Here is a 21,838-nt window from a genome sequence, read left to right as displayed (position 1 = left end):
TTTTAAAATCTCACAAATGTGAGATTTTTTTTATCTATTCATCCAATCCATCCAACTATTAATCTGTGTTTTACTGATAAAAATAGCGTGTTCAGCTTCTGATTTTGGTTGAAGATGAATTTCAATTTTTTGACTTGAATGTTTTATTATTTCAGTAATTGCATCAATGTGAACAATAAACTTTCGATTGATTTTGAAGAAAATAGTCTCATCCAATTTATTTATAATATCCTTTATTGTGTCATCATAAATATAGGTTTGCTCATCTTTCGTTTTTATAAAAAGATGTTTCCCCGAAGCAAAAAAATAAGCAATCTCGTGTTCTTCGACAGAACGTAATTTATTTCCGTTAGTTACCAAAAAACGATGCATTATCTCGGACGGAGAATTTTCTAAAACAGCAATAGATTGTAATGTTGGCGAAATATCAAAACTTGTACGAATTGTTTCAAATTTTTGCAAAGCAATATGCAACTCCTCTACTTCAAAGGGTTTCAGAATATAATCAATTGTAAAATGTTTGAAAACTTTCATCGCATATTCATCATAAGCAGTGATAAAAATAATTGGCGTTAGAATCTCAACTTCCTGAAAAATCTCAAAACTTTTACCATCACCCAAATGAATATCCATGAAGATTAAATCAACCGAATTTTCTCTAAAAAACTCCGTTGCTTGCTTTGTTGAACGCAAAATTGTAATCGAAGAAATAGCAACAATCGATTGCTTCTCTAACAGATTTTTTAGATAAGTAACCGCCAATAATTCGTCCTCTACAATTGCAATTTTCATGAATGCAAAAGTATAAAAAAACCGTCTAAATGATGAATAAAGACGGTCTAAAAATGTTATAAATGAGGATTATTGAGCTTAGCTGCTTGTGGAATTTCTATTGTATAACGAACATCATTTTCTTGTAAAATATACTCTTTACCTGAAATTTGATGTATAATTTGTTTTTGATTTGCTCGACGTAAATCATACCAACGCTGTCCTTCCAATGCAAATTCTCTGAAACGTTCATCTAAAATAAACTTCATCAATTCAGTAGAATTCATCGCAGAAATTTCAGTTTGTAATTTTGCAAAACCAGTTGTTGTATAACGATTTTGTAAAACCGAAAACAAAGTTGCTTTTGCTTGATCTATCTTGTTTAATTTCAAATATGATTCAGCTTTGATAAAATATAATTCAGCTACACGGAAAGATGTTTTGAACTCTGAACTTCCACCTTTAATCACTTTATATTTTGATCCACTTTTCTCAAAATAAAGCGGAAAACGTAAATCATTTTGAGTATCATAACTGTTTAATAATTCTGGCGAGACATACGCCATATATTGCACAGCGGGATTTAATGTATTGTCTAAAGCTAAAATAGATTCGGCAGATGTGTAGTGATTTGGAACTTGTTTTGTTGTGTTCAAATTCACTAAATCACCTTTGATTTTTAGTGTTGAATCAGAAAAATCAATTGCTTTTTGCCATTCATTTTTATACAAAGCGATTCTTGCTTCTAAAGCATTTAAAGCTGCATTTGAGAATCTATAATTTAATCCAGCTAATTGCTGATCCATTTTCATCAACTTTGTTGCTTGCGCTAAATCAGACTCAATATGATTATAAACTTCTTGAACAGATGAAGGTTTAAGCGTTGCTTCTAAATCTACTTTTAAATTTAAAGGAACACCTTTGTCTGTACTTGCTGTTGCCGAATTATATGGTTTTCCGTATAAATTCACCAAATCAAAATACGCATAAGCACGTAACGCATAAGCTTCTGCTAATAATTGATCTTTTTCAGCAGAATTTTCCATTGTTTTTGGTCCTTCATTGATGATTTGATTGGCATAAAAAATCACTGTATAAAAACTAACCCAAGGAAATTGAATTGAGATCTGATCTGGATTTGTATCCTTCCATTGTGCAATTTCACGGTAAGAAATAAAGTCATTCGAATATTCATTCAATGTAACCTCATCCGTGCGTAAAGCTGTCAACGACTTGTGTGTTGGATATTTTGAATAAGCATTTGTTAATACCATTCGATAATCTTCTACCGTTTTTGGAATTACTTTTCCATCTGGTTCAATATCCAAATAATTATCACAACTAACTGCTGTAAAGCTAACTGCAACTATGCTTAATAATAAAAATATTTTTTTCATTTGATTTAAAATTTAGAAAGAAACATTAAGGCCTACTGTTACAGATTTAGCAATTGGTTGTGCATAAATATTTCCGTAAGTTTCTGGATCAAAATAACCTTTGTATCCATTACTAAATACAAATAAATTACGTCCTTCTAAGCTAAAACGAGCGCTTTTGAAACCGACAACCTCAGCATATTTATTTGGTAAAGTATAACCTACACGAATACTACTGATTCGCATATAACTAATTTCTTTCGCCCAAATGTCTAATAAATTGTACGCGTTTGCATTGTTTCCTGCAAACCATTTATTCGCCATCCAACTATCGTTATCTCCTTTAATTGGGCTTGTAATTCCTGGAAGTGTAGAACCTGCCTCGAAAATATCTTGCGTATAATTACGACCTGGATCCAATTCCATTCCACGATAAGAAGGTGTTTTCATCACCGTTTGTTTTAAATTGAATGCTGCAGAAATCGTTAAATCAAAATTGTGAATTTTGAAATTATTGATAATACCTCCTGTAAATTTAGGATCGCGATCTCCGATATAAGTAAATAATTTACGTTTTTCTTCGCTTGTTAATTTAGAATCCACAATTTCTCCTGGTAAAAAATCTTCATATAAGTCATATAAAGCAAAGAATTCTTTTGCAGAAACTTTTTCATCTCCTTTCCAAAACATTGGATTTCCGTGTTCATCAAATCCAGCTGTTTTTAAAGCAAAAATTGCATTTACAGGTAAACCTTCTCGAGATGGAATTAAACTATTTTCACGTTGTTGCTCTTTAAGAACTTTACTTTTGTTGTGCGCAAAATTAATTGTTGTCGACCATTTAAAGTTTTTCTTATCAATGTTGCGTGTTGTTAAAGCAATCTCAAAACCTTTGTTTGTCAATTCTCCCCAATTCACCATTGTATATTCAAAACCTGTTTCTAATGGTGTTTCGCGCATACTAATCATATCTGTTCCTTTACGATTATACACATCAACAGCAAGGTTGATACGATTTTTGAAAAGACCTAAATCTAACCCAACATTTGTATTCGTTGTTTTTTCCCAACGTAACAAATCATTCGGTAAATTAATCGCATTGATAATATCTTCTTTATTACCTGGTAAAATTGTTGCATCATTATATTCACCAATAAAGAAAGGTGAAGTATTACGATCAATATTTCCTTGTAAACCATAAGAAGCACGTAAACGAAGATTCGAAATAAAATCGATGTTCTCCATAAACGATTCTTTTGAAACTAACCAAGAAGCAGAAACTGCCCAAATTGGTAAGTATTTATATTTTTTATTAACTCCGAATAAATTTGTTCCATCATAACGAACACTACCAAAAACTGTATATTTTCTGTCTAATGTATACGAAGCTGTTGCAAATGTAGATACATAAGCATTTTCTTCCGTTGGCATCTCTCTGTACGTTTCGTAACGTTTATCTGCAGCAAAACTTGAATTTGGGAAAACGATTGGCGTTCCTGTTTTCGTCGTTTTATTGTAACCAAAAGCACGTGTTAAAGTCGTTTCATTTTGTGTATGACGAATTTCTGTCCCAGCCATCAAATCAATTTCGTGACGATTGTTAATCGTAGTACTATATGTTCCTTGTAACTTCCAGTTATATTGAAAAAATTCGTTATCCCAATTTTGTTTAACTCCTCCGTCAGGTAAGAAATACAAATATTGTCCAGATTTATAATAACGCGTTCCTTCTTTCATTTTACGCGTAAAATAAGTTTCTTGCTCAGCGTATTTTTCTGTTTTGTTACTATCGTACTGAATTCCGAATTGAGATGTTAGTTTTAAACCTTTTGCTAATTGATAATTAAGATCAATAATACCTTTTAACGAACGGTTTTTTAATGTATAATTTGTGTTTTCTCTTTCTTCGATAAAATTAAATGGAACAGAACGATCTTCAAATCCATCAATATCGTTGTCATAACGATAAGAACCATCTGCATTAAATGGAGATAGATATGGATTAGCATTTCGTGAATAATTAATCGGATTGATAGACGCATCTGCATCTGTTACAAAAGATTTTTTATCACTTGAAGTTGCAAAAATAGAAATCCCTACATCTAATTTATCATTAAGTTTATAATTGTTTTTTAAAGTAAGATTATAACGCTCAAAACCTGTTCCGATCGTAGTTCCTTGCTCATCATAATATCCTAATGAGAAGTAATAATCAGAACGATCATTTCCTCCAGAAATACTTAAACCATATTGTGTATTAATTGCATTACGATACAATAATTTTCCCCAATCGGTTGTGTTATTTCGTAAAGAATTAATTTGATTTTGCGTGATAAGATCTAAAGAATTAAAACCTCCATTTCGTAAAGCATTTAATTGACCATTCTTTTGCAAAATTCGCATTACTTCGCCTTTATCAGTACGATACGTTAAATCATCGCGACTAGCAAGCATTAATTCAAGATCAACTTTCTGTGAAGCATTTAATAAATTTAAACGACCAAAATCTGGACGAGCTGTCACAAATGTATTCGCAGAAAAATTAACCGTCATAGCGCCTTTTTTACCACGTTTTGTTGTAATCGAAATTACACCATTTGCAGCTCTTGCTCCATAAATAGCCGTTGCAGCAGCATCTTTAAGGATTGTAATATCTTCGATATCGTTTGGATTTAAACCAGCGATAGAAAAGTTTTGCAATTGATCGATGTTATCTTTATCACTAAAGTTTGGTACATCATTTCCTTCTAATGGTAAACCATCAATCACCCATAACGGATCTTGTGGACCTGAAAGAGAAGCAGTACCGCGAATCCTAATTTTACTTGGCGAACCAGGCGAACCAGTTTCTGTAGAAACAGCTACACCAGCAATTTGTCCGCTTAACAATTGGTCAACACTAGCAACACCAGCTTGTTGAATGTCATCCATTTTTACAGTTGATACTGCCGATGTTAGTTTACGTTTTTCAATTTTTTGATAACCTGTAACAACAACTTCTTTTAGATCATTATTTTCTGGAAGAACTTCACCTGAAGTTGATTTTAAGCTTACATGATATGTTGCTAAATCTGTAGAAAGTTCAACTAATTTAGAATCATAGCCTAAATAACTAATCAATACAGATTTTGTACCTGCAGGAACTTCTAATGAAAAGAAACCATCTTCATCTGTAACAGTACCAACCGTTACACTTTCTATAATTCCTTTTTGATCTGTTTTTGTCGAAATTGATTGAGCTTCAATTTTAACAGACGCACCAGCAATTCCAACCAACGATTTTTCGTCTTGAACCGAACCTGTAATCACTCTCTTTTCTTGAGAAAACGCAATACTTGCCGCAAAAAGTGGCAAAAGAATGAGTGTCTTTTTCATTTCTATATCTTACTTTAAAGCTTCTTTAATACGGATGATTAAATCAGCATAATGCGCTTTTGTAGACGCATCTCCATTATTCTTTTTCTTGTTTAACAAAGTCAACACGCGTTGTAATTCTGCTCTTTTATAGGTTGTCACTTCCGACACTCTTTTCATAGAAGAATAGTTGATATTACGCGCCATTTTTTCTTCGTCTAAATAATTACAGATAGTTGGTACTTGTAGGTTTTGGTCAATTGTAAGTCCCGCAACAGTTGTTTTCTCAAATAATTTGTTTGTTGAAACAATTAATGCATCAACATAATTTTTTTGAGTCATTTTTTCAAGAATTGTTAAGTTTGACTTTTTATCAAAAGCTGCACTTCTTACTTGATCAAATAAATTTTCAACTGTATAAATTTTTTCATTAGATTTTAATTCTTGGTGTTTCAATTCATTTTCTAACATGCGCAATAAGCGATCGTCAGTAAATAAATTATAAATCAATCCATATTGCATTTCTCTCGCTAATGTATACGGCGTTTGCTCGTAAGGTCCCATTGGCGAATTTTTGATTGCATACGTTTTATCTAAAATATCATTAAAGAATAACCATTTTGGTAATTGAATCACATTTTCGTTTAAATAATTAACCGCTTTGCGTTGCATATCCGCAGGAACTGGTTCGTATGCCTTTTTATCAATTCCGAAATATGTATTATTCAAATAAATTCCACCAACATTTGCTAAAACATGATTTGAATATAAATCCCATTGTCCGATAGTTTGGTAATATAATTTTCCTGTATTGATATAGCTTTTCCCATCTTCGTACGTCCATTTCAAAATATTTTCTGAAACACGTTTAAGATTTTTCATACCATATTCACTAGCCAAAACAGCATCATCACCTAAATCTTCTGATTGAGAACGCGGATCAATTGTACTTAAATAGCTTTGTTGTTCACCATAGAAATACATTGGATCATCTTCGTGTTTTTCAATCATTTTACGAAGTGAAGCTTTCTCCGTTTCTTGATTTGGAAACCAACGATATCCCCATTCGATTGCATATTTATCATACAAACCGATTTTTGGTGTAATCGCTGTAACACCATCTTCTGGCTGTGCCACATAATTGTAACGCGCATAATCCATAATAGATGGTGCAGTTCCACCCATTTTATCCGTAAATTCTCTCGAACGTAAAGATTCTACTGGATAAGAAAAAGATGCACCCATATTATGTTTCAGACCAAATGTATGACCAACTTCGTGAGAAGATACAAATCGAATTGCTTCTCCCATATGTTCGTCACTAAATTTATTTCCTCTTGCTTTTGGATCAATTGGACCTGTTTGAATACGCATCCAATCATGCAAAGAAGTCATTACATTGTGCCACCAAATAATATCCGCCTCTAAAATTTCACCACTACGCGGATCAACCACAGAAGGTCCCATTGCATTTGACTTTGGTGAAGCTGCATACGTAATTACTGAGTAACGTACATCATCAATATCAAAATCTTTGTCATCAGCAGTTGGTTCTTTTGCTATAATCGCATTTTTGAAACCAGCTTGCTCAAAAGCAACTTGCCAATCGTGTACACCAGCAATAATTTTTTGGCGCCATTGTTTTGGTGTCGAAGGATCGATGTAATAAATAATTGGTTTCTTAGGTTCTACTAATTCACCTTTTAGATATTTTTCCTTATCCTCGTCTTTTGGTTCCAAACGCCATTTTGTAATAAAGCGTTGATCTTCCATTTTGTGTTGAGCATCATTAAAAAACCAATGTTTTTCTGTGAAATATCCCACACGATTATCTGCTAACCTAGGTTGCATAGGAGTTGTCGAAAGTAAAACAATATTACTTGTAACACCTAAGGTAACAGCCAAATCTACCCCTCCTTCATTTACACTTGTCGTTAACTGAGACTTAACCACAATGTTTTCTGGAAATGTTTTCACATTTTCCACATACGATAGATTTGCCTTTACCGAACCTCCTAAACCTATGTTCGTTAATACATCATTAAAACTTTTTTGATTTCCATCAAAAATTTTGTTCACTTTAATCGCAACAGCTGTAGAATCATTATTTTGAGCTTCTATATCAAAAACCTCAATAATCGATTCTGAGAAATTATCCTTTACAGAAGCTGTGATTGCGTCATTTTTAGGTGAAGAAACTTGTGGAACAATTGTTTTGACCCACACTTTTTTAGCTACTTTATCATGATAAAAAGAAATCACTTTGTTTTCGTAATTCATTCCTTTGTTCAAGCCCGCTTCGTTAACTTCCATTGGAACTTGAGACAATTTATTCACAACCAAAAATTGGCGTCCAAATAAACTATCTGGAATTTCGAAATAGATATCAGTTTTTACTTGAATGGTATTAAACAAACCTTTCTTGTAGCTTCCTTTCTTGATTAATTCATCTATTTTTTTAACTTTCGTTACAGTAGAATCCTTTTTCTCTGTTTTATCTTTTTCAGCTTTTTTATCCTCTTTCTTTTGTCCATAAACAACAGCCGAAGACATTGCCAAACCAAGATATAGTGCTAATTTATAATTCTTTCTTTCCTTATTATGACTCATTCGAACATTAAATTATCATTAATTATGGCATAAACTTAAGCGCAGTTTTCTTATAATAATAGTTTTTTGGAGTGAGTGGTTAGTTTTTTGGAGTGAATGGATATTTTGGTTCGATATAAGGTAAAAAACAAATAAATTCTTCATTTTCTACTTTTGTTGAGAAATTATCAATTTGATAAAAATGATAGATTTTTTGTAAATAGTTTAAACCAAATTTCTCATTTTCTGTCGCTTTATTTTTTTTCTGAAAAGTATTTTTGACGATAATCAAATCAGATTTTACAACATTATTTATAGTCAAAGGTTGATCAATTGTAGCAATATTATGTTTTATTGCATTTTCTACAACAATCTGTAATGCCAAATATGGAATGTTTTTTTCTAAGCTTTTCGAATCTTCGATTTGTAAATCAAAAATCAATTCTTCCGAAAATCTACTTTTATGCAAATCCATGTATTGTGCAATAAAATCTAATTCCTTTTTTACAAGCACTATATTTTCCTTTGGCGGAACAATAAGATATCGGTAAATTTTAGAAAGATTCATCGTGAATTTCTGCGCATTCTCTTTGTTCAAACCAATTAACATATAAAGTGAATTCAACGAATTGAATAAAAAATGTGGATTAATTTGATTCTTTAATTGTTGTAATTGCGTTAGAGTATTCGCGTTTTTAATCTTTTCGTTTTCAATTAACAACCTATTTTTTTCTTCGATTACAAACGCTTTTTCCTTGTATGTTTTAGATGTTATTTTATTGAATAACAAAAAGATAATGATAATTAAAAAAACAGTCCCTAAGAAAATAAAACCTATATAAAATTTAGTTCGTTCTACATTTTCATCAATGATATAACTCAAATGATTCACGACAATATATCCATCAAAATTTTTGGTGTGTAAAGGTTTTATATAACGCTTAATATCCGTATCCTTTATAAATTCGGACGAAGCATCATTCAACGTATATAAATCTTGTGAAAAATTAGAATTAATTGTGCTCGTTATCGTATCGTTTGACTGGATATCTGTAAAATCGAAAACATTTTTCCCAATAAATTTTTCATCAGGATGCGTAATACAAATTCCATCTTTATTGAAAACATACATATAATTGGACGAAGTTGCATCAACTGTCGTAAAAAAATTATACAAATCAAACAGATTAATCGTCGAACCGTAATACATATTTTGTCCATTAGACAACTTAATAGAATCGTAATTTACCCAATACAACGTGTCTTTATAATCCAATAAAAAATTATCAATCTGTTGATTTTTTGTAGTATATATCGATTGAAATTCTTTAATATTTGGTTGATTGATAGCTTTTGAAAGGATTGATTCATCAGGAAAATAATTTGTTTCTGGAGAATGAATAGAAAACCAATCATGGCGAATTAACTTTCGATTTGAATTTAATTCATTCAAAACCAAAAAATGATCTGCTACATTTTTTTCATTTGTCTTTTTAACAACTTTTTTTAAAACTTCTTGATATTCTTCGATGTTTTTAAACTCAAATTCAACTGCTTCATATTTCCTCAAAAAACTTTTTTTGACAAACTCATCATTATTTTTTTGACTTTCTTTATTAATTAAAAAACTCAATATAACAAGAGCAAAAACAGCAATAACACTTACAATAAGCGCTATAACATAAATGGATTTATTAGATAAATGGACTCGAAATCGAAAAGACAAACTATTTTTTTTGCAAAACTAAGGGAAGCTTTTTAATCAAAAAAATAAGAGAACATTTATCATAAAATGATAATTTTCAAATATTTGACAATATTATATAAACTAAAATCTCCCAAAAGGGAGATTTTTTTATCTTTTTAATCTTATAAGCGTCATTTAGAACTTAACATTAAAACAATTCGATTAAAGCTTGACGAATCGTATCATAAATATAATTTAGATCATCAGTCGAAATACAATAAGGAGGAACTAAATAAATAATATTCCCTAAAGGACGCAATAATATACCTTTCTCTAAAAAGTAAGGATATAGCTTTTCGTGTATATCACTAAAATAAGATGTTTCTTCATTTGTATTCCATTCCAACGCCAAAATAGTGCCGCATTGTCTTATCACTTTTACTTTAGGATGATCTTGAATAGACACAACAAAATGTTGATGTTGATGTACAATATTTGCTATTTGCTGTTGTATAGAAGTCTGTAATAACAAATCAAGACTTGCTAACGCAGCGGTACACGCTAATGGACTTGCCGTAAAAGAATGCCCGTGAAATAACGTCTTATTCAAATCATCAGCATAAAAGGCTTGGTAAATTCTATCTGTACAAGTTGTAACGCCCAAAGGCAAAGTACCACCTGTTAAACCTTTCGAAAAACACATAATATCTGGAACTTCTGTCAAATGATTTACTGCAAATAATTTACCTGTACGACCAAATCCTACAAAAATCTCATCTTGAATCATTAAAATATGATATGCTCTACAGCAACTCATCAATTGATCTAAATATTCAGCCTCATGCATCAACATCCCCGAAGCTCCTTGAACCAAAGGTTCGTAAATAAAACACGCTACTTTAGTTGCAACTTCTTTTATTTGCGATTTAATCGCTTCTATATTTTCTGCATTCGGCGTATCAATAAATATAACATCAAAAAGCTTTTCACTAAAAGGTTCTGTCCAAATTCCTCTTCCACTTACAGACATCGCGCCAAAAGTATCACCATGATAGGCATTTTTGAACGCTAAAATCACAGGTCTATCTTCTTTTTTATTGAAATGATATTGTAAACACATTTTTAATGCTACCTCAATCGCTGTTGATCCATTGTCGCTATAAAATGCTTTCTTTTGATTTTGAGGTAAAAGAGCCAACAAACGTTCAGACAATTCAATTGCAGGTCGATGCGTAAATCCTGCAAAAATAACATGTTCCAAAGTTGTTAGCTGTTCGTGCATTTTTTGTGCAATATACGGATGCGCATGTCCATGCAGCGTTACCCACCACGATGAAACAGCGTCAATATATTGTTTGTTATTTTCATCGTAAATATAACTTCCTTCTCCTCTTACAATTGGAATAATATTATTGGCTTTTTTCATCTGCGTATAAGGATGCCAATTCACCAACTGATCGCGTTCTTTTAATGTGTACATGTCTGAGTTGTTTCTTGTTTAACCATTGGTATTAAACCTAAATTTTCAAACATTTTCATATCCTCTGTTACCCCAGGATTAGGCGTTACCAGTAAGGTTTCACGCTCTCCTGTAAAAATCGAATTCGCTCCAGCCATAAAACACCAAGCTTGCTCAACTTCTGTCATTTCTATTCGACCAGCACTTAAACGCACAATCGAAGAAGGCATCACAATACGAGCTGTAGCAATCATACGAACCATATCCCAAATATCTACTTTCGGATTATTTTCTAAAGGTGTTCCTTTTACTCTTGCTAAAGCATTTACAGGTACAGATTCTGGATGTTTTGACATTGTTGCCAAAGTTAATAGCATAGAAATTCGATCTTGATGCGTTTCTCCTAAGCCAATAATTCCACCCGAACAAACTGTAATCCCAGCCTTTCGCACATTTTGTATCGTATTGATTCGATTATCAAATTTACGAGTAGAAATAATCTCATCGTAATAAGCTTCGGAAGTATCTAAATTATGATTATAAGCATGTAAACCTGCTTCTTGCAAACGAATTGCCTGCTCTTCTGTCAACATTCCTAATGTACAACATACTTCTAATCCCAATTCATTTACACCTTTAACCATTTGGATTATTCGATCAAAATCTCGATTATTTCGTACTTCTCGCCAAGCAGCTGCCATGCAAAAACGTGATGAGCCCGCTTCTTTTGCTTTCTTTGCATGTGCTAATACTGTTGCAGTTGGCAACAAAGCTTCTACTTTAATATCGGTATGATAACGCGCTGCTTGTCCGCAATATGAGCAATCTTCGGGACAACCACCTGTTTTTACAGATAACAAGGTGCATACTTGTACTTCTCTTGCATTGTGCCATTCTCGATGTTTTTTGGATGCGTGATATACTAAATCTAATAATGGTTGATGATAGATTTTTTCGATTTCTTCTTTCGTCCAATCATGGCGTGTTTCGTTTGATACTTTCATTGTATTTTAAATATTAAATTGATGCTTAATTGTTTCTGCTATATTTCTCACTTCGCTTGAATTTATTGAATTGAGTTTTGGTATAATGATGATAGAAATATCCGGAGACAAATGATTTTTTATAACACGAGAAGTGTCTTCATCAAACTCTCCATTAAACACAAAATATTCGATAGCGATATTTCTTAATTTCAGTATTTCAATCGTTAATAATGTATGATTAATACAACCCAAATAATTCGTTGCAACCATAACTACTGGAAGATTAAACTGCTGAATAAGATCAATCATAAAATCTTCTTCATTAATAGGAACAAATAATCCTCCTGCTCCTTCAACAATAAGAGAATTGGTTGTTTTGGGAAATTCAAAATCATTTAAATTGATTTCAATTGCTTCTTCCTTTGCAGATTGATGTGGCGAAGCGGCTTTTTGCAAACAATAACGTTCTTGATGAATTTTCAGTTCTGGAGAAGTTAACGATTTTACCAACAAACTATCTGATGAATCTAAATCTCCCGATTGTATTGGTTTCCAATAATCAGCTTGTAAAGCTTCAGTTAATATTGCTGAAACCATCGTTTTCCCAACTCCTGTTCCTATTCCTGTAACAAATAATTGTTTAGACATTTTCTTTTATCTTTTCTATTAATTGATTAATTTCTTCTTGTGTGTTAAAAGCATGCAAACAGATTCTTAAGCGCTCTCCTCCTTCTACTACTGTAGGTGGAAAAACTGCAAAAGTGTTTATTTCAACCTCTTCTAATTGATTTTGGATTTTGGTTAATTGACTCCTAGACTCAAACTTTAGAATTTGAATTGGACTATTTTTATTTGAAGAACTCGTTAAGCCACTATTTCTAAAATGTGAGATATTATATTGTAAACTTTCTTGAAGCGATTTATTTTCTTTGATAAACTGATAACCTTTTCGTAAACCTGTCACATGAAAATCAGCAATAGCTGTGGTGTAAATAAAAGGTGAAGCATAATTAATGAGATAATCAATCACTAACTGATTAGCTAAAATCGTGGCACCGCTCATTCCCATCGCTTTTCCATAAGTTACAACCGTTGCAAACACTTTGCATTGTAAACCGAATTGATGAACCAATCCGTAACCAAAAACACCAAAAGCATGAGCTTCATCTACCACTAATGCTGCATTGTATTTATTGGCTAATTCAACCAGTTCAATTAATGGAGCACAATCACCATCCATCGAATACAAACTTTCTACCGCGATAAAACAACGCTCTTTTACTCTTTGCAATAGTTTCTCTAAATGATCTAAATCGTTATGTTTAAACTTTGTTTTTTTTGCGTTGGATAATTTAATCCCGTCATGTACTGATCGATGTATATTTTCATCAACTAAAACAATATCATGTCGAGTTAAAAGTGCAGAAAAAAGTGCTAAATTGGCATTATATCCAGATGAAAAAAGTAATGCAGCTTCCACTTTATGTTCATTTGCTATTATCTGTTCCGTTTCTCTTAGGTAATTGGAATTCCCACTAATCAAACGTGCTCCAGTAGAACCATAAAGTAAAGATGGTTGTGCTATAAACTCATTTAAAATCTGCTGATGTAAGATTTCATTTTTAGCTAATCCCAAATAATCATTACTATAAAAATCAATTCCAGAAGAACGAACTTTTAATGTTCTTTTAATTCCTTTTTGTTCTCTTTCGAATAGAGATAATTGCAATGAATTAAAAAATTTCGACATTATTCAATTCATTTTCAATTGCAGAAATCCAATTCATAAATAACACTTCTTCTAGTTGTTTCACTTGATTTGCATAGATATTCCATTCACTATGAAATTCTTTTAATTGTGAAATCATTTCTTCAAGATGACCTTCTTCTTCAACAATAATAGATTTTACCATCACTTTTTGTTGATGCGCCGTCAAAATATCTTGATATATTGGATACAATTCATCTGCCCTCACTTCTATAGCGTAAGTCACAAACAAATAAGCTGCGTATTTTAAATCTTCCCCATCAAGATTAAATTCTTTCTTCAATAAACGACAAACCTGAATATCTAATTGATGTAAATAATACATTGTTGCTTTTGGTGCTAAAAGATAAATAGGCTCATAATTGACACAAGCATCTGGAATTAATTTTATAATTTGCTTTTTCAAATAATAAGCATGGCGATGTTCCTCAGCTGCATGTTTCAATTGGATAAGATTGACAAAAGTTTTGTGTTCACATGCCGAAATTTTTCTTGCTCCTGCATTTTCCATATACGAAAGTGTATTAAGCCACTTTACATGTAATTTTGGTTCTAAAACAATATGATTTAATAATTTTTTCAATTGATTTTATTTTTGACCAAAATTATAAGTCCAACGGATCATATATACACTCCACTTTTATAATAAATAATAGTCCGGTTATATTAAACCTATTTTAGAATCTCTGCAAAAAGTTTTAAATCATCACTATAAAGAAGTTGAATGATGAAAACTATTATTACAGAAAAATTCATTATTCATCTATTAATTCTATCTTTTACGATTAGATTTTTCTAAATAGCTACTTTAATCTTATTTTTGCAAAAATTTTTAAATTGAGTACTCGAGAAAATTGGATAAGTTGCAAGAATTGTAATGGACTTGGAAAAAAAAGTCAAGGAGTTTCGAAAAGGAAACTATCGCGTTATGAATTAGCTGTTGCTCAATCTAAAAAGAATGAAAATTTTATTACTCCAAATAAACCAAAAAGTTCGATGCAGATCTGTACTGTCTGCTCAGGAACCGGTTTGACAACTACAAATGAACATCCATCACCCAACGAAAAAAAATATCCTCATATTGCAATTGTCGGAGCTGGAATTGGTGGAATTGCATTGGCATTAGCGTGTTTACATCGTCAAATTCCTTTTACACTTTTTGAACGTGATCGAGCTTTCAACGATCGTTCCCAAGGTTATGGACTAACGTTACAGCAAGCTAGTAAAGAATTAAAAAAATTTGGAATCCAAACTTTAGAGGAAGGAATCGTTTCTACATTGCATTTAGCACATACTATAGAAGGAAATGTGATTGGCGAATGGGGAATAAGAAAATTGCAAGATAAAGAAGCGATTGAAGCTAAAAACAAGAATAAACATACCAATATTCACATTGCGAGGCAATCTTTACGCTTAGCTTTTTTAAATCAATTAGGTGGCAATAATCAAGTTTTATGGAATCATCAATTAGTCGATTTTAAAGTTGATGATAAAATAGAATTAACATTTGATGTTGATGGAATTCAAAAACACTTTAAAGCTGATTTACTTATTGGTGCAGATGGCATACGAAGTACAGTTCGTCGATTGGTTATAAATGAGGAAAATAGTCCATTACGTTATTTGGGTTGTATTGTTATTTTAGGCATTTGTAAACTGGATGCTTTAGCAAATTTAGAAAATCATTTATTGGATGGTGCAACGGTATTTCAAACAGCAAATGGAACTGAACGGATGTATATGATGCCTTATGACAAAGATTCGGTTATGTGGCAATTTAGTTTTCCAATGTTAGAAAATGAAGCGATAGCTTTGAGTAAAAAAGGTTCAGAGGCTTTAAAGATAGAAGTCGCTAAAAGAACGCATTGGCACTCTCCTATTCCTGAAATTATTGCAGCTACAGAACCCAAACAAATCACTGGATACCCCGTTTATGATCGAGATTTATTAAAGTCAAACTTATTAGAAAAAGCTGGTCCAGTTACTTTAATAGGCGATGCGGCTCATCCTATGAGTCCTTTTAAAGGACAAGGTGCAAATCAAGCTTTATTAGATGCTTTATTGTTAGCACAAAAAATAACATCAGCTTATAATAATATTCAAAATAAACAGATTAATTTACGTGAAGAAGTTTTACAACAATATGAAAAAGAGATGATGGAACGAAGTAGCGTTAAAGTGAAAAAGTCAGCAGATGCCGCAAAATTTTTACATTCAGATATTGTACTTCAAGAAGGTAACGTAACGTTTGGTTCTAAGTGGTCTTCTACTTTATAATTAATTATTCTAGATTTACTCATTCATAATCAATAAAAAAGGAGTTTTTACCTTTTGATAAAAACTCCTTTATATAAAACAACTACACAAATTATTTCAGGAATTTCTGTTGATATTCTTTTCTATATGCATAATAAAATACAACTGGAAGAATTGTAAAGGATAAGATTAAACAAATAATTAATCCTCCTACAATCATAATTGCCAAAGGCTTTTGAATTTCTGATCCCATTCCGGTAGAAAGTGCTGCTGGTAATAATCCCATCGATCCCATAAGCGCAATCATCACAACAGGGCGTATTCTACTTTTAACACCATTGACTATTGCTTCTTTTAATTGCATTTTATGCTTTAAATTATCTCGAATAACACCAATTAGAACAATTCCATCAATCGTTGCTACTCCAAAAAGAATAATAAAACCTATTCCCGCAGATATACCAAAAATGGTTCCTGTTACCCAAAGCGAAATAAATCCTCCTATAAAAGCAAAAGGCAGTGTTAATGCAGCTATCGCTGTGTCTTTTACATTTCCGAAATTAGTATACAATAATAATAAAATCAAAACTAACGAAATCGGAACGACCATTGCTAATTGTTTTGCTGCGCGCTCTTTACTTTCGAATTCACCAGCCCATTCCATGTAATTTTCTTTCGGTAATTTAACTTCTTTCGTCACTACTTTCTTCGCTTCATCGATTGTACTTCCTAAATCACGACCTTCTATACTGAATCCTACACCGATATATCGACTATTTCCTTCTCGATAAATAAAAGCAGGTCCTGTTTGATAACCAATTGTAGCTATTTCCTGCAAAGGAACATTGTTCCCATTACTTGTTGGAATCAAAATATTTCCAATTTTCTCAGGAGTATCTCTATAAGCTTCCTGAAAACGAAGAATAACATCAAACTGTCGATCATTTTCATAAAACTTAGTAGCTGCTTGTCCACCAATTGTCATTTCAATTACTGCCTGAACATCCGCTGTACTAATACCATATTTCGCCATTTTTGAATCACTCAATTCTATTCTAAGTTCGGGTAATCCAATATTTTTGTAAACATTGATATCTGTTATTCCATTTACTTTTTCGATAGATGATGCTACCTTATTTGCATATTTTTCTAAATCATACAAATCATCACCAAAAATCTTAATAACTAATGAACTTTTTACACCAGCTACATATTCTTCAACATTATCTTGAATGGGTTGCGAAAATCCAAATACAATTCCTGGATAATGATTCAGTTTATCTCGCATCTCTTGAATAATCTCTTCTTTTGAAATCTTGCGCTTCCAATCTTTTTCATCTTTTAATTGAACATTAAACTCAATATTAAAGAATCCTGTTGGATCTGTTCCATCATTTGGACGACCTGTTTGTGTTAAAATAAAATCAATTTCATCACAATCTTTCTGCATCAACTCTTTCATCTCTTTTGTTAATCGAGTTGATTCTTGTAAATTGACACTATTTGGTAAAGTTGCACGAATGTAAATTGCTCCTTCATTCAGTTTTGGAAGAAATTCTGATCCATAATGCGAGAACTTAAACAAACAAAGAGCTAAAATTCCTAAAAAGATTCCTATTGTTGCCTTTTTATAACGAAATGCAGTTTCATATAATCCAAAAATAGTTTTCTGAAAAAATCGAGTAATAAAGTTCTCTTTCTCCTCCATATTTTTCTTAAAAAGCAACTTACACATTGCAGGAACATAAGTTAGACTTAATATTAAAGATCCTAATAATGCGTATCCTAATGTAAATGCTAAAGGAGAGAACATTTTACCTTCCACTTTTTGGAATGAAAATATCGGTAATAAAGCAACAATAAGAATAAGTAAGGCAAAGAAAATATAAGAAGCTACACTTCCTGCACTTTTCTTTATAACACCCATTTTACTCATTTTTGCGAAACGTTCTGCTCCTACTTTATGTTGCATTGTAGCTAAAGCAACAAAAACTGTTTCTACAATTACCAAAGTTCCTTCTAACAACAATCCAAAATCCAGTGACCCCATTGAAATTAAATTCGCTGGTAATCCTTGTATTTTCAACATAATAATTGCGAACAAAAATGAAAGCGGAATAACCGAAGCTACAATAAATGTTGATTTCCAATTATATAAAAAAACAAAAACAATTAATGATACCAATAAAATACCTTCAATAATATTTTTAGAAACCGTATGTACTGTATTATCCACCAATTTGGTACGATCTACAACTGTTTCAATTTTCACATTATCTGGTAAAGTTCTTGTATTCAATTCTTCAATCTTCGCTTTCAGATTTTCAATGACTTCTGATGGATTTTCTCCTCGTAGCATAATAACGATACCTTGAACCATATCATCATTTTCATTATAACCAACTTGTCCCAATCTAGGTTTATTCGAAACAACAACATCCGCTACATTTTTAATCAGAATTGGTGTAGAACCATTCAATTTCACTGTAATATTTCCGATATCTTCAATCTTATCTAGTAAACCAACACCACGAACTACATAAGCTTGATCTCCTTGCTGAATCACATCTCCACCAACATTTATATTTGATTTAGAAACTGCTTCATAAACATCTAAAGGCGATAAATTATAATTCTTTAATTCTGTTGGATTAATTTTAATTTCATACGTTTTTTCTTCTCCACCAAAACTTACAACATCTGCAACTCCTGATACAGAAAGCAATTCACGTTCTATTACCCAATCTTGTATCGCGGTAACTTCCTTGATCGGTAAATCACTTTTGATCACATAACGAAAAATCTCTCCTGTAGCACCAGAAGGCGGTTCAATATCTGCATCAGCTCCTTCTGGTAAATCAACTCCACTCAATTTATTCGATACATATTGTTGTGCATAAAAATCATCTACTCCATCTTCAAACTGAACCGTTACAACAGATAATCCGAAAAGAGAAATTGAACGAATATTAGATTTATGCGGAATACTATTCATTACTTTTGAAACTGGTAGAGTCACCAATTTTTCCATTTCCTCAGCACTTCTTCCTGGCCATTGTGTTATAATACGAGCTCTAGTATTTGTTACATCCGGAAATGCCTCTATTGGTGTATGTTTTAAAGAAAATATACCTGCAAAGAGTAATGCAAATACAGCAAATAAAACAAAGGTTGTATTTCGTAACGAAAAAGTTACGACTGATTGTACTAACTTTTTCATTTATTATTTATTTAATTCCTCAAATATCATTAGAGCGTTTCGAGAAATAACTTTCTCATTTGGAGCAAACTTTTCGCTAACAAATGTGAATTCTTCATTCTGACCAATCGTCGTAATTTTTCGAATATCCATTGTACAATCATTTTTATATACCACCACATATTCCTTGTTGTTCTCAAAAACTTTGGCTTTGTTTGGTATCGCAAATGCATTTCCTACAATATTTTGTTTATCGATAATAATATCTGCACTCAAACCTGGCATCAAGTTCAAATCTTGATTTTCTAACACAACACGCGCTTTCAAAACGTGTTCATTTTCATCAAACACATTGTATATTTTATCAATTTTTCCAACATAAATTCGATCAGGATACGCCATAGATTTCACTTTTACAGCATCTCCTTTTTTTACATATTGCAGATTATTGGCGTAAATATTTACCATTACCCAAACTTGTTTCAAATTAGAAATAGAAAATAAATTATCTTCTGAATCTGAAATAATAGATTGACCAACGCTCATGTTTTTCTGAACGATATAACCATTTTTAGGTGATAAAATCTGGAATTGACCATTGCCAACCGCACGATACATTCTCAAGGTTGCATTGATTTTATCAATTTCAATTTGCGTTGATTGTAATTCGTGTTCTGCCTCTGTAACTTCGGGTTGAGAAGCCATTCCATCATTCAACAATTCTTTTTTCGACTTGATTTGTTTTCGAATCAAATCCATTTGATTTTGATGATAACGCTTTTGCTGTACCAAATCCAACACTTCGTTCGATTTTACAACTGCCAAAACTTGACCTTGACGCACATAATCACCTAATTCAAAATTCACTTTATCTACCACTCCTTGCAGCAAACTTTTAAAACCAACCAAGTCATTTTCGTTGTATTCAATTTTTCCTGACAAGGTTAATTGTTCGTGAATCGGCTGCTCTAAAACAGCTACAATTTCAGTTGACTTTTTCAATTGTTCGTTCAAACAAAATTTGTCTTCTTTTACCGCTTCTTTCGGGGCTTCTTGCTTGTTACAACTACTTAAAACCAAAGTAAAAGCAGCTAAAAAATAAAAACTTTTTTTCATCATTTTATAAATCTTGTCCAACGATATAATTTAGTTCTTCGAATGTGTTTTGATAATTTTCCAATAAATCCAAATAAGCTTTTTGAGATTCGCGATAAGCCTGCGTAAAATCAATAAATTCTAATAAAGTGATTTGTTTATTTTGGAGATGTTTTTTATAATTGTCAATCATAGTTAATTGCTCTTGATTGTTCAATTTTTTCCATTGAATAAGAGCTTTATCCAATTGACTAATTTGATTTTGAAGTCGATCGATCGAAATATCTAACTCAGAATGTAGCGCATTTTTCGTAATTTGTTGTTGATTCAGTACAATTTCTGAAGCTTTGATGTTTCCTTTATTCGTATTGAAAATCGGTAAATCAATGCTTACTCCAACACCAACAAAATCGCGCATAATATTTCCACCTCGATCATAAATTACTTGAAAAGCCAAATCTGGTGTACGTTGTGCTTTTTCTAAAATCAATTGTTTTTCAGCTAAATTGATTTCATTCTCTTGTTTTTTTAACGCTATATTTTGCTCTTTTGCTAATTGTTTAGCATTAAATGGAATTGATTTGGAGTGAGAATTGAATCTTGAAAAATCGATTTCATTTACATTTAAATCTGAGTTTTGCGTTAACAATCGAAGTTTATTGATGTATTCAATTTCTTGATTTTCTAGCTCAATTTGATCTTTTTGTAAACCGATTAATTCTGTTTGAAGTCTGTAAAAATCTGCTTTCGGAACATTTTTTAAATCAGCTTGTCGCTGATATTGTGTCATCATCTGTTCAAATAAATCAACGCTATTTTGTAATTCTTTCTTTTCAGATTGAATACGCGCCAACGAAAAATATGTTTGTCTCAATTCTTTTTTCAGCTCACGCAACAATTCCTCATACTCAAAAAGTGCTGAATTCTTCTCTAATTCTTTAATTGCAACACGCTTTTTTCGTTTACCAGCGGTTTCAATTAATTGCTCTAATTCGACAGAAATTTGTTGATTTTTCCCGTATTTACCGAATAAATAAGGCTGTTCTTCTACATTATAAGTTTTCCAAAGATTAACCTCAGAAATACTCAACGTTGGATTTTGCCATAATTTCTCCTGAATAATTTCAGCATCAATTCTGTCAACATTGAATTTATTCGCAATGAGCGCATAATTTTTTTGTAAAAACGCGGCTTCTAAATTGTCCAACGTTACATTCTGCGCCTGTGTTTGTATCGCAAGAACAATTGGAATTGCTGTATAATAGATCTTCTTCACTTCTACTCTTTTTGAAAATTCA

The 21,838-nt window shown here is 31.8% G+C and carries 14 protein-coding genes; 1 reads left to right on the top strand and 13 read right to left on the bottom strand.

Annotated elements, in window-relative coordinates; all coding sequences use genetic code 11:
- Window positions 1–30: 30 nt before the first annotated feature.
- The 10 genes from N5E64_RS02945 to N5E64_RS02900 form a co-directional block, all read right to left on the bottom strand.
- Complete coding sequence (locus N5E64_RS02945) at window positions 31–792, bottom strand: LytTR family DNA-binding domain-containing protein (RefSeq protein ID WP_280035634.1); 762 nt, start codon at window positions 790–792, stop codon at window positions 31–33.
- 56 nt (window positions 793–848) lie between these two features.
- Window positions 849–2,168, bottom strand: coding sequence for a RagB/SusD family nutrient uptake outer membrane protein (locus N5E64_RS02940; RefSeq protein WP_280035633.1), 1,320 nt, complete (start codon window positions 2,166–2,168; stop codon window positions 849–851).
- A gap of 12 nt (window positions 2,169–2,180) precedes the next feature.
- Complete coding sequence (locus tag N5E64_RS02935; RefSeq protein ID WP_280035632.1) at window positions 2,181–5,522, bottom strand: SusC/RagA family TonB-linked outer membrane protein; 3,342 nt, start codon at window positions 5,520–5,522, stop codon at window positions 2,181–2,183.
- 9 nt (window positions 5,523–5,531) lie between these two features.
- On the bottom strand, window positions 5,532–8,111 hold the full coding sequence (locus N5E64_RS02930) for a zinc-dependent metalloprotease (protein WP_407933285.1): 2,580 nt from the start codon (window positions 8,109–8,111) through the stop codon (window positions 5,532–5,534).
- Between the two features lie 79 nt (window positions 8,112–8,190).
- Window positions 8,191–9,660: a sensor histidine kinase gene (locus tag N5E64_RS02925; RefSeq protein WP_280035630.1), complete on the bottom strand. Its 1,470-nt coding sequence runs from the start codon at window positions 9,658–9,660 to the stop codon at window positions 8,191–8,193.
- A gap of 325 nt (window positions 9,661–9,985) precedes the next feature.
- Complete coding sequence (bioA, locus tag N5E64_RS02920) at window positions 9,986–11,257, bottom strand: adenosylmethionine--8-amino-7-oxononanoate transaminase (protein WP_125349503.1); 1,272 nt, start codon at window positions 11,255–11,257, stop codon at window positions 9,986–9,988.
- Window positions 11,245–12,240, bottom strand: a complete 996-nt coding sequence (bioB, locus tag N5E64_RS02915) for a biotin synthase BioB (RefSeq protein WP_125349502.1) — start codon at window positions 12,238–12,240, stop codon at window positions 11,245–11,247. The genes bioA and bioB overlap by 13 nt, the downstream gene beginning before the upstream one ends.
- Before the next feature lie 6 nt (window positions 12,241–12,246).
- Entirely contained in the window at window positions 12,247–12,870 is a 624-nt protein-coding gene (bioD, locus tag N5E64_RS02910; protein WP_125349501.1) for a dethiobiotin synthase, read from the bottom strand.
- Entirely contained in the window at window positions 12,863–13,972 is a 1,110-nt protein-coding gene (locus tag N5E64_RS02905; protein WP_125349500.1) for a pyridoxal phosphate-dependent aminotransferase family protein, read from the bottom strand. Before N5E64_RS02905 ends, bioD begins: the two co-directional genes overlap by 8 nt.
- Window positions 13,956–14,573 carry a hypothetical protein gene (locus tag N5E64_RS02900; protein WP_125349499.1) on the bottom strand — a complete coding sequence of 206 codons (618 nt, stop codon included), beginning with the start codon at window positions 14,571–14,573 and terminating at the stop codon, window positions 13,956–13,958. The genes N5E64_RS02905 and N5E64_RS02900 overlap by 17 nt, the downstream gene beginning before the upstream one ends.
- 254 nt (window positions 14,574–14,827) lie before the next feature.
- Between N5E64_RS02900 and N5E64_RS02895 the strand changes: the two genes are divergently transcribed.
- Window positions 14,828–16,267 (top strand): NAD(P)/FAD-dependent oxidoreductase, encoded by a 1,440-nt coding sequence (locus N5E64_RS02895; protein ID WP_280035628.1) that lies wholly within the window; start codon window positions 14,828–14,830, stop codon window positions 16,265–16,267.
- 91 nt (window positions 16,268–16,358) lie between these two features.
- Here N5E64_RS02895 and N5E64_RS02890 read toward each other — a convergent pair whose 3' ends face one another.
- From N5E64_RS02890 to N5E64_RS02880, 3 genes are read right to left on the bottom strand one after another with little or no spacing between them, the layout of a single operon-like run.
- Window positions 16,359–19,466, bottom strand: a complete 3,108-nt coding sequence (locus N5E64_RS02890; protein ID WP_280035626.1) for a CusA/CzcA family heavy metal efflux RND transporter — start codon at window positions 19,464–19,466, stop codon at window positions 16,359–16,361.
- A gap of 3 nt (window positions 19,467–19,469) precedes the next feature.
- A complete protein-coding gene (locus N5E64_RS02885; protein ID WP_280035625.1) occupies window positions 19,470–20,564 on the bottom strand; it encodes an efflux RND transporter periplasmic adaptor subunit in 1,095 nt (364 codons plus the stop codon).
- 1 nt (window position 20,565) lies between these two features.
- Complete coding sequence (locus N5E64_RS02880; protein ID WP_280035624.1) at window positions 20,566–21,816, bottom strand: TolC family protein; 1,251 nt, start codon at window positions 21,814–21,816, stop codon at window positions 20,566–20,568.
- Between the last annotated feature and the right edge of the window lie 22 nt (window positions 21,817–21,838).

This window comes from Empedobacter sp. GD03739, assembly GCF_029843245.1.
Taxonomy (GTDB): Bacteria; Bacteroidota; Bacteroidia; order Flavobacteriales; family Weeksellaceae; genus Empedobacter; species Empedobacter falsenii_B.
This window is presented reverse-complemented; position numbering and strand designations above follow the sequence as displayed.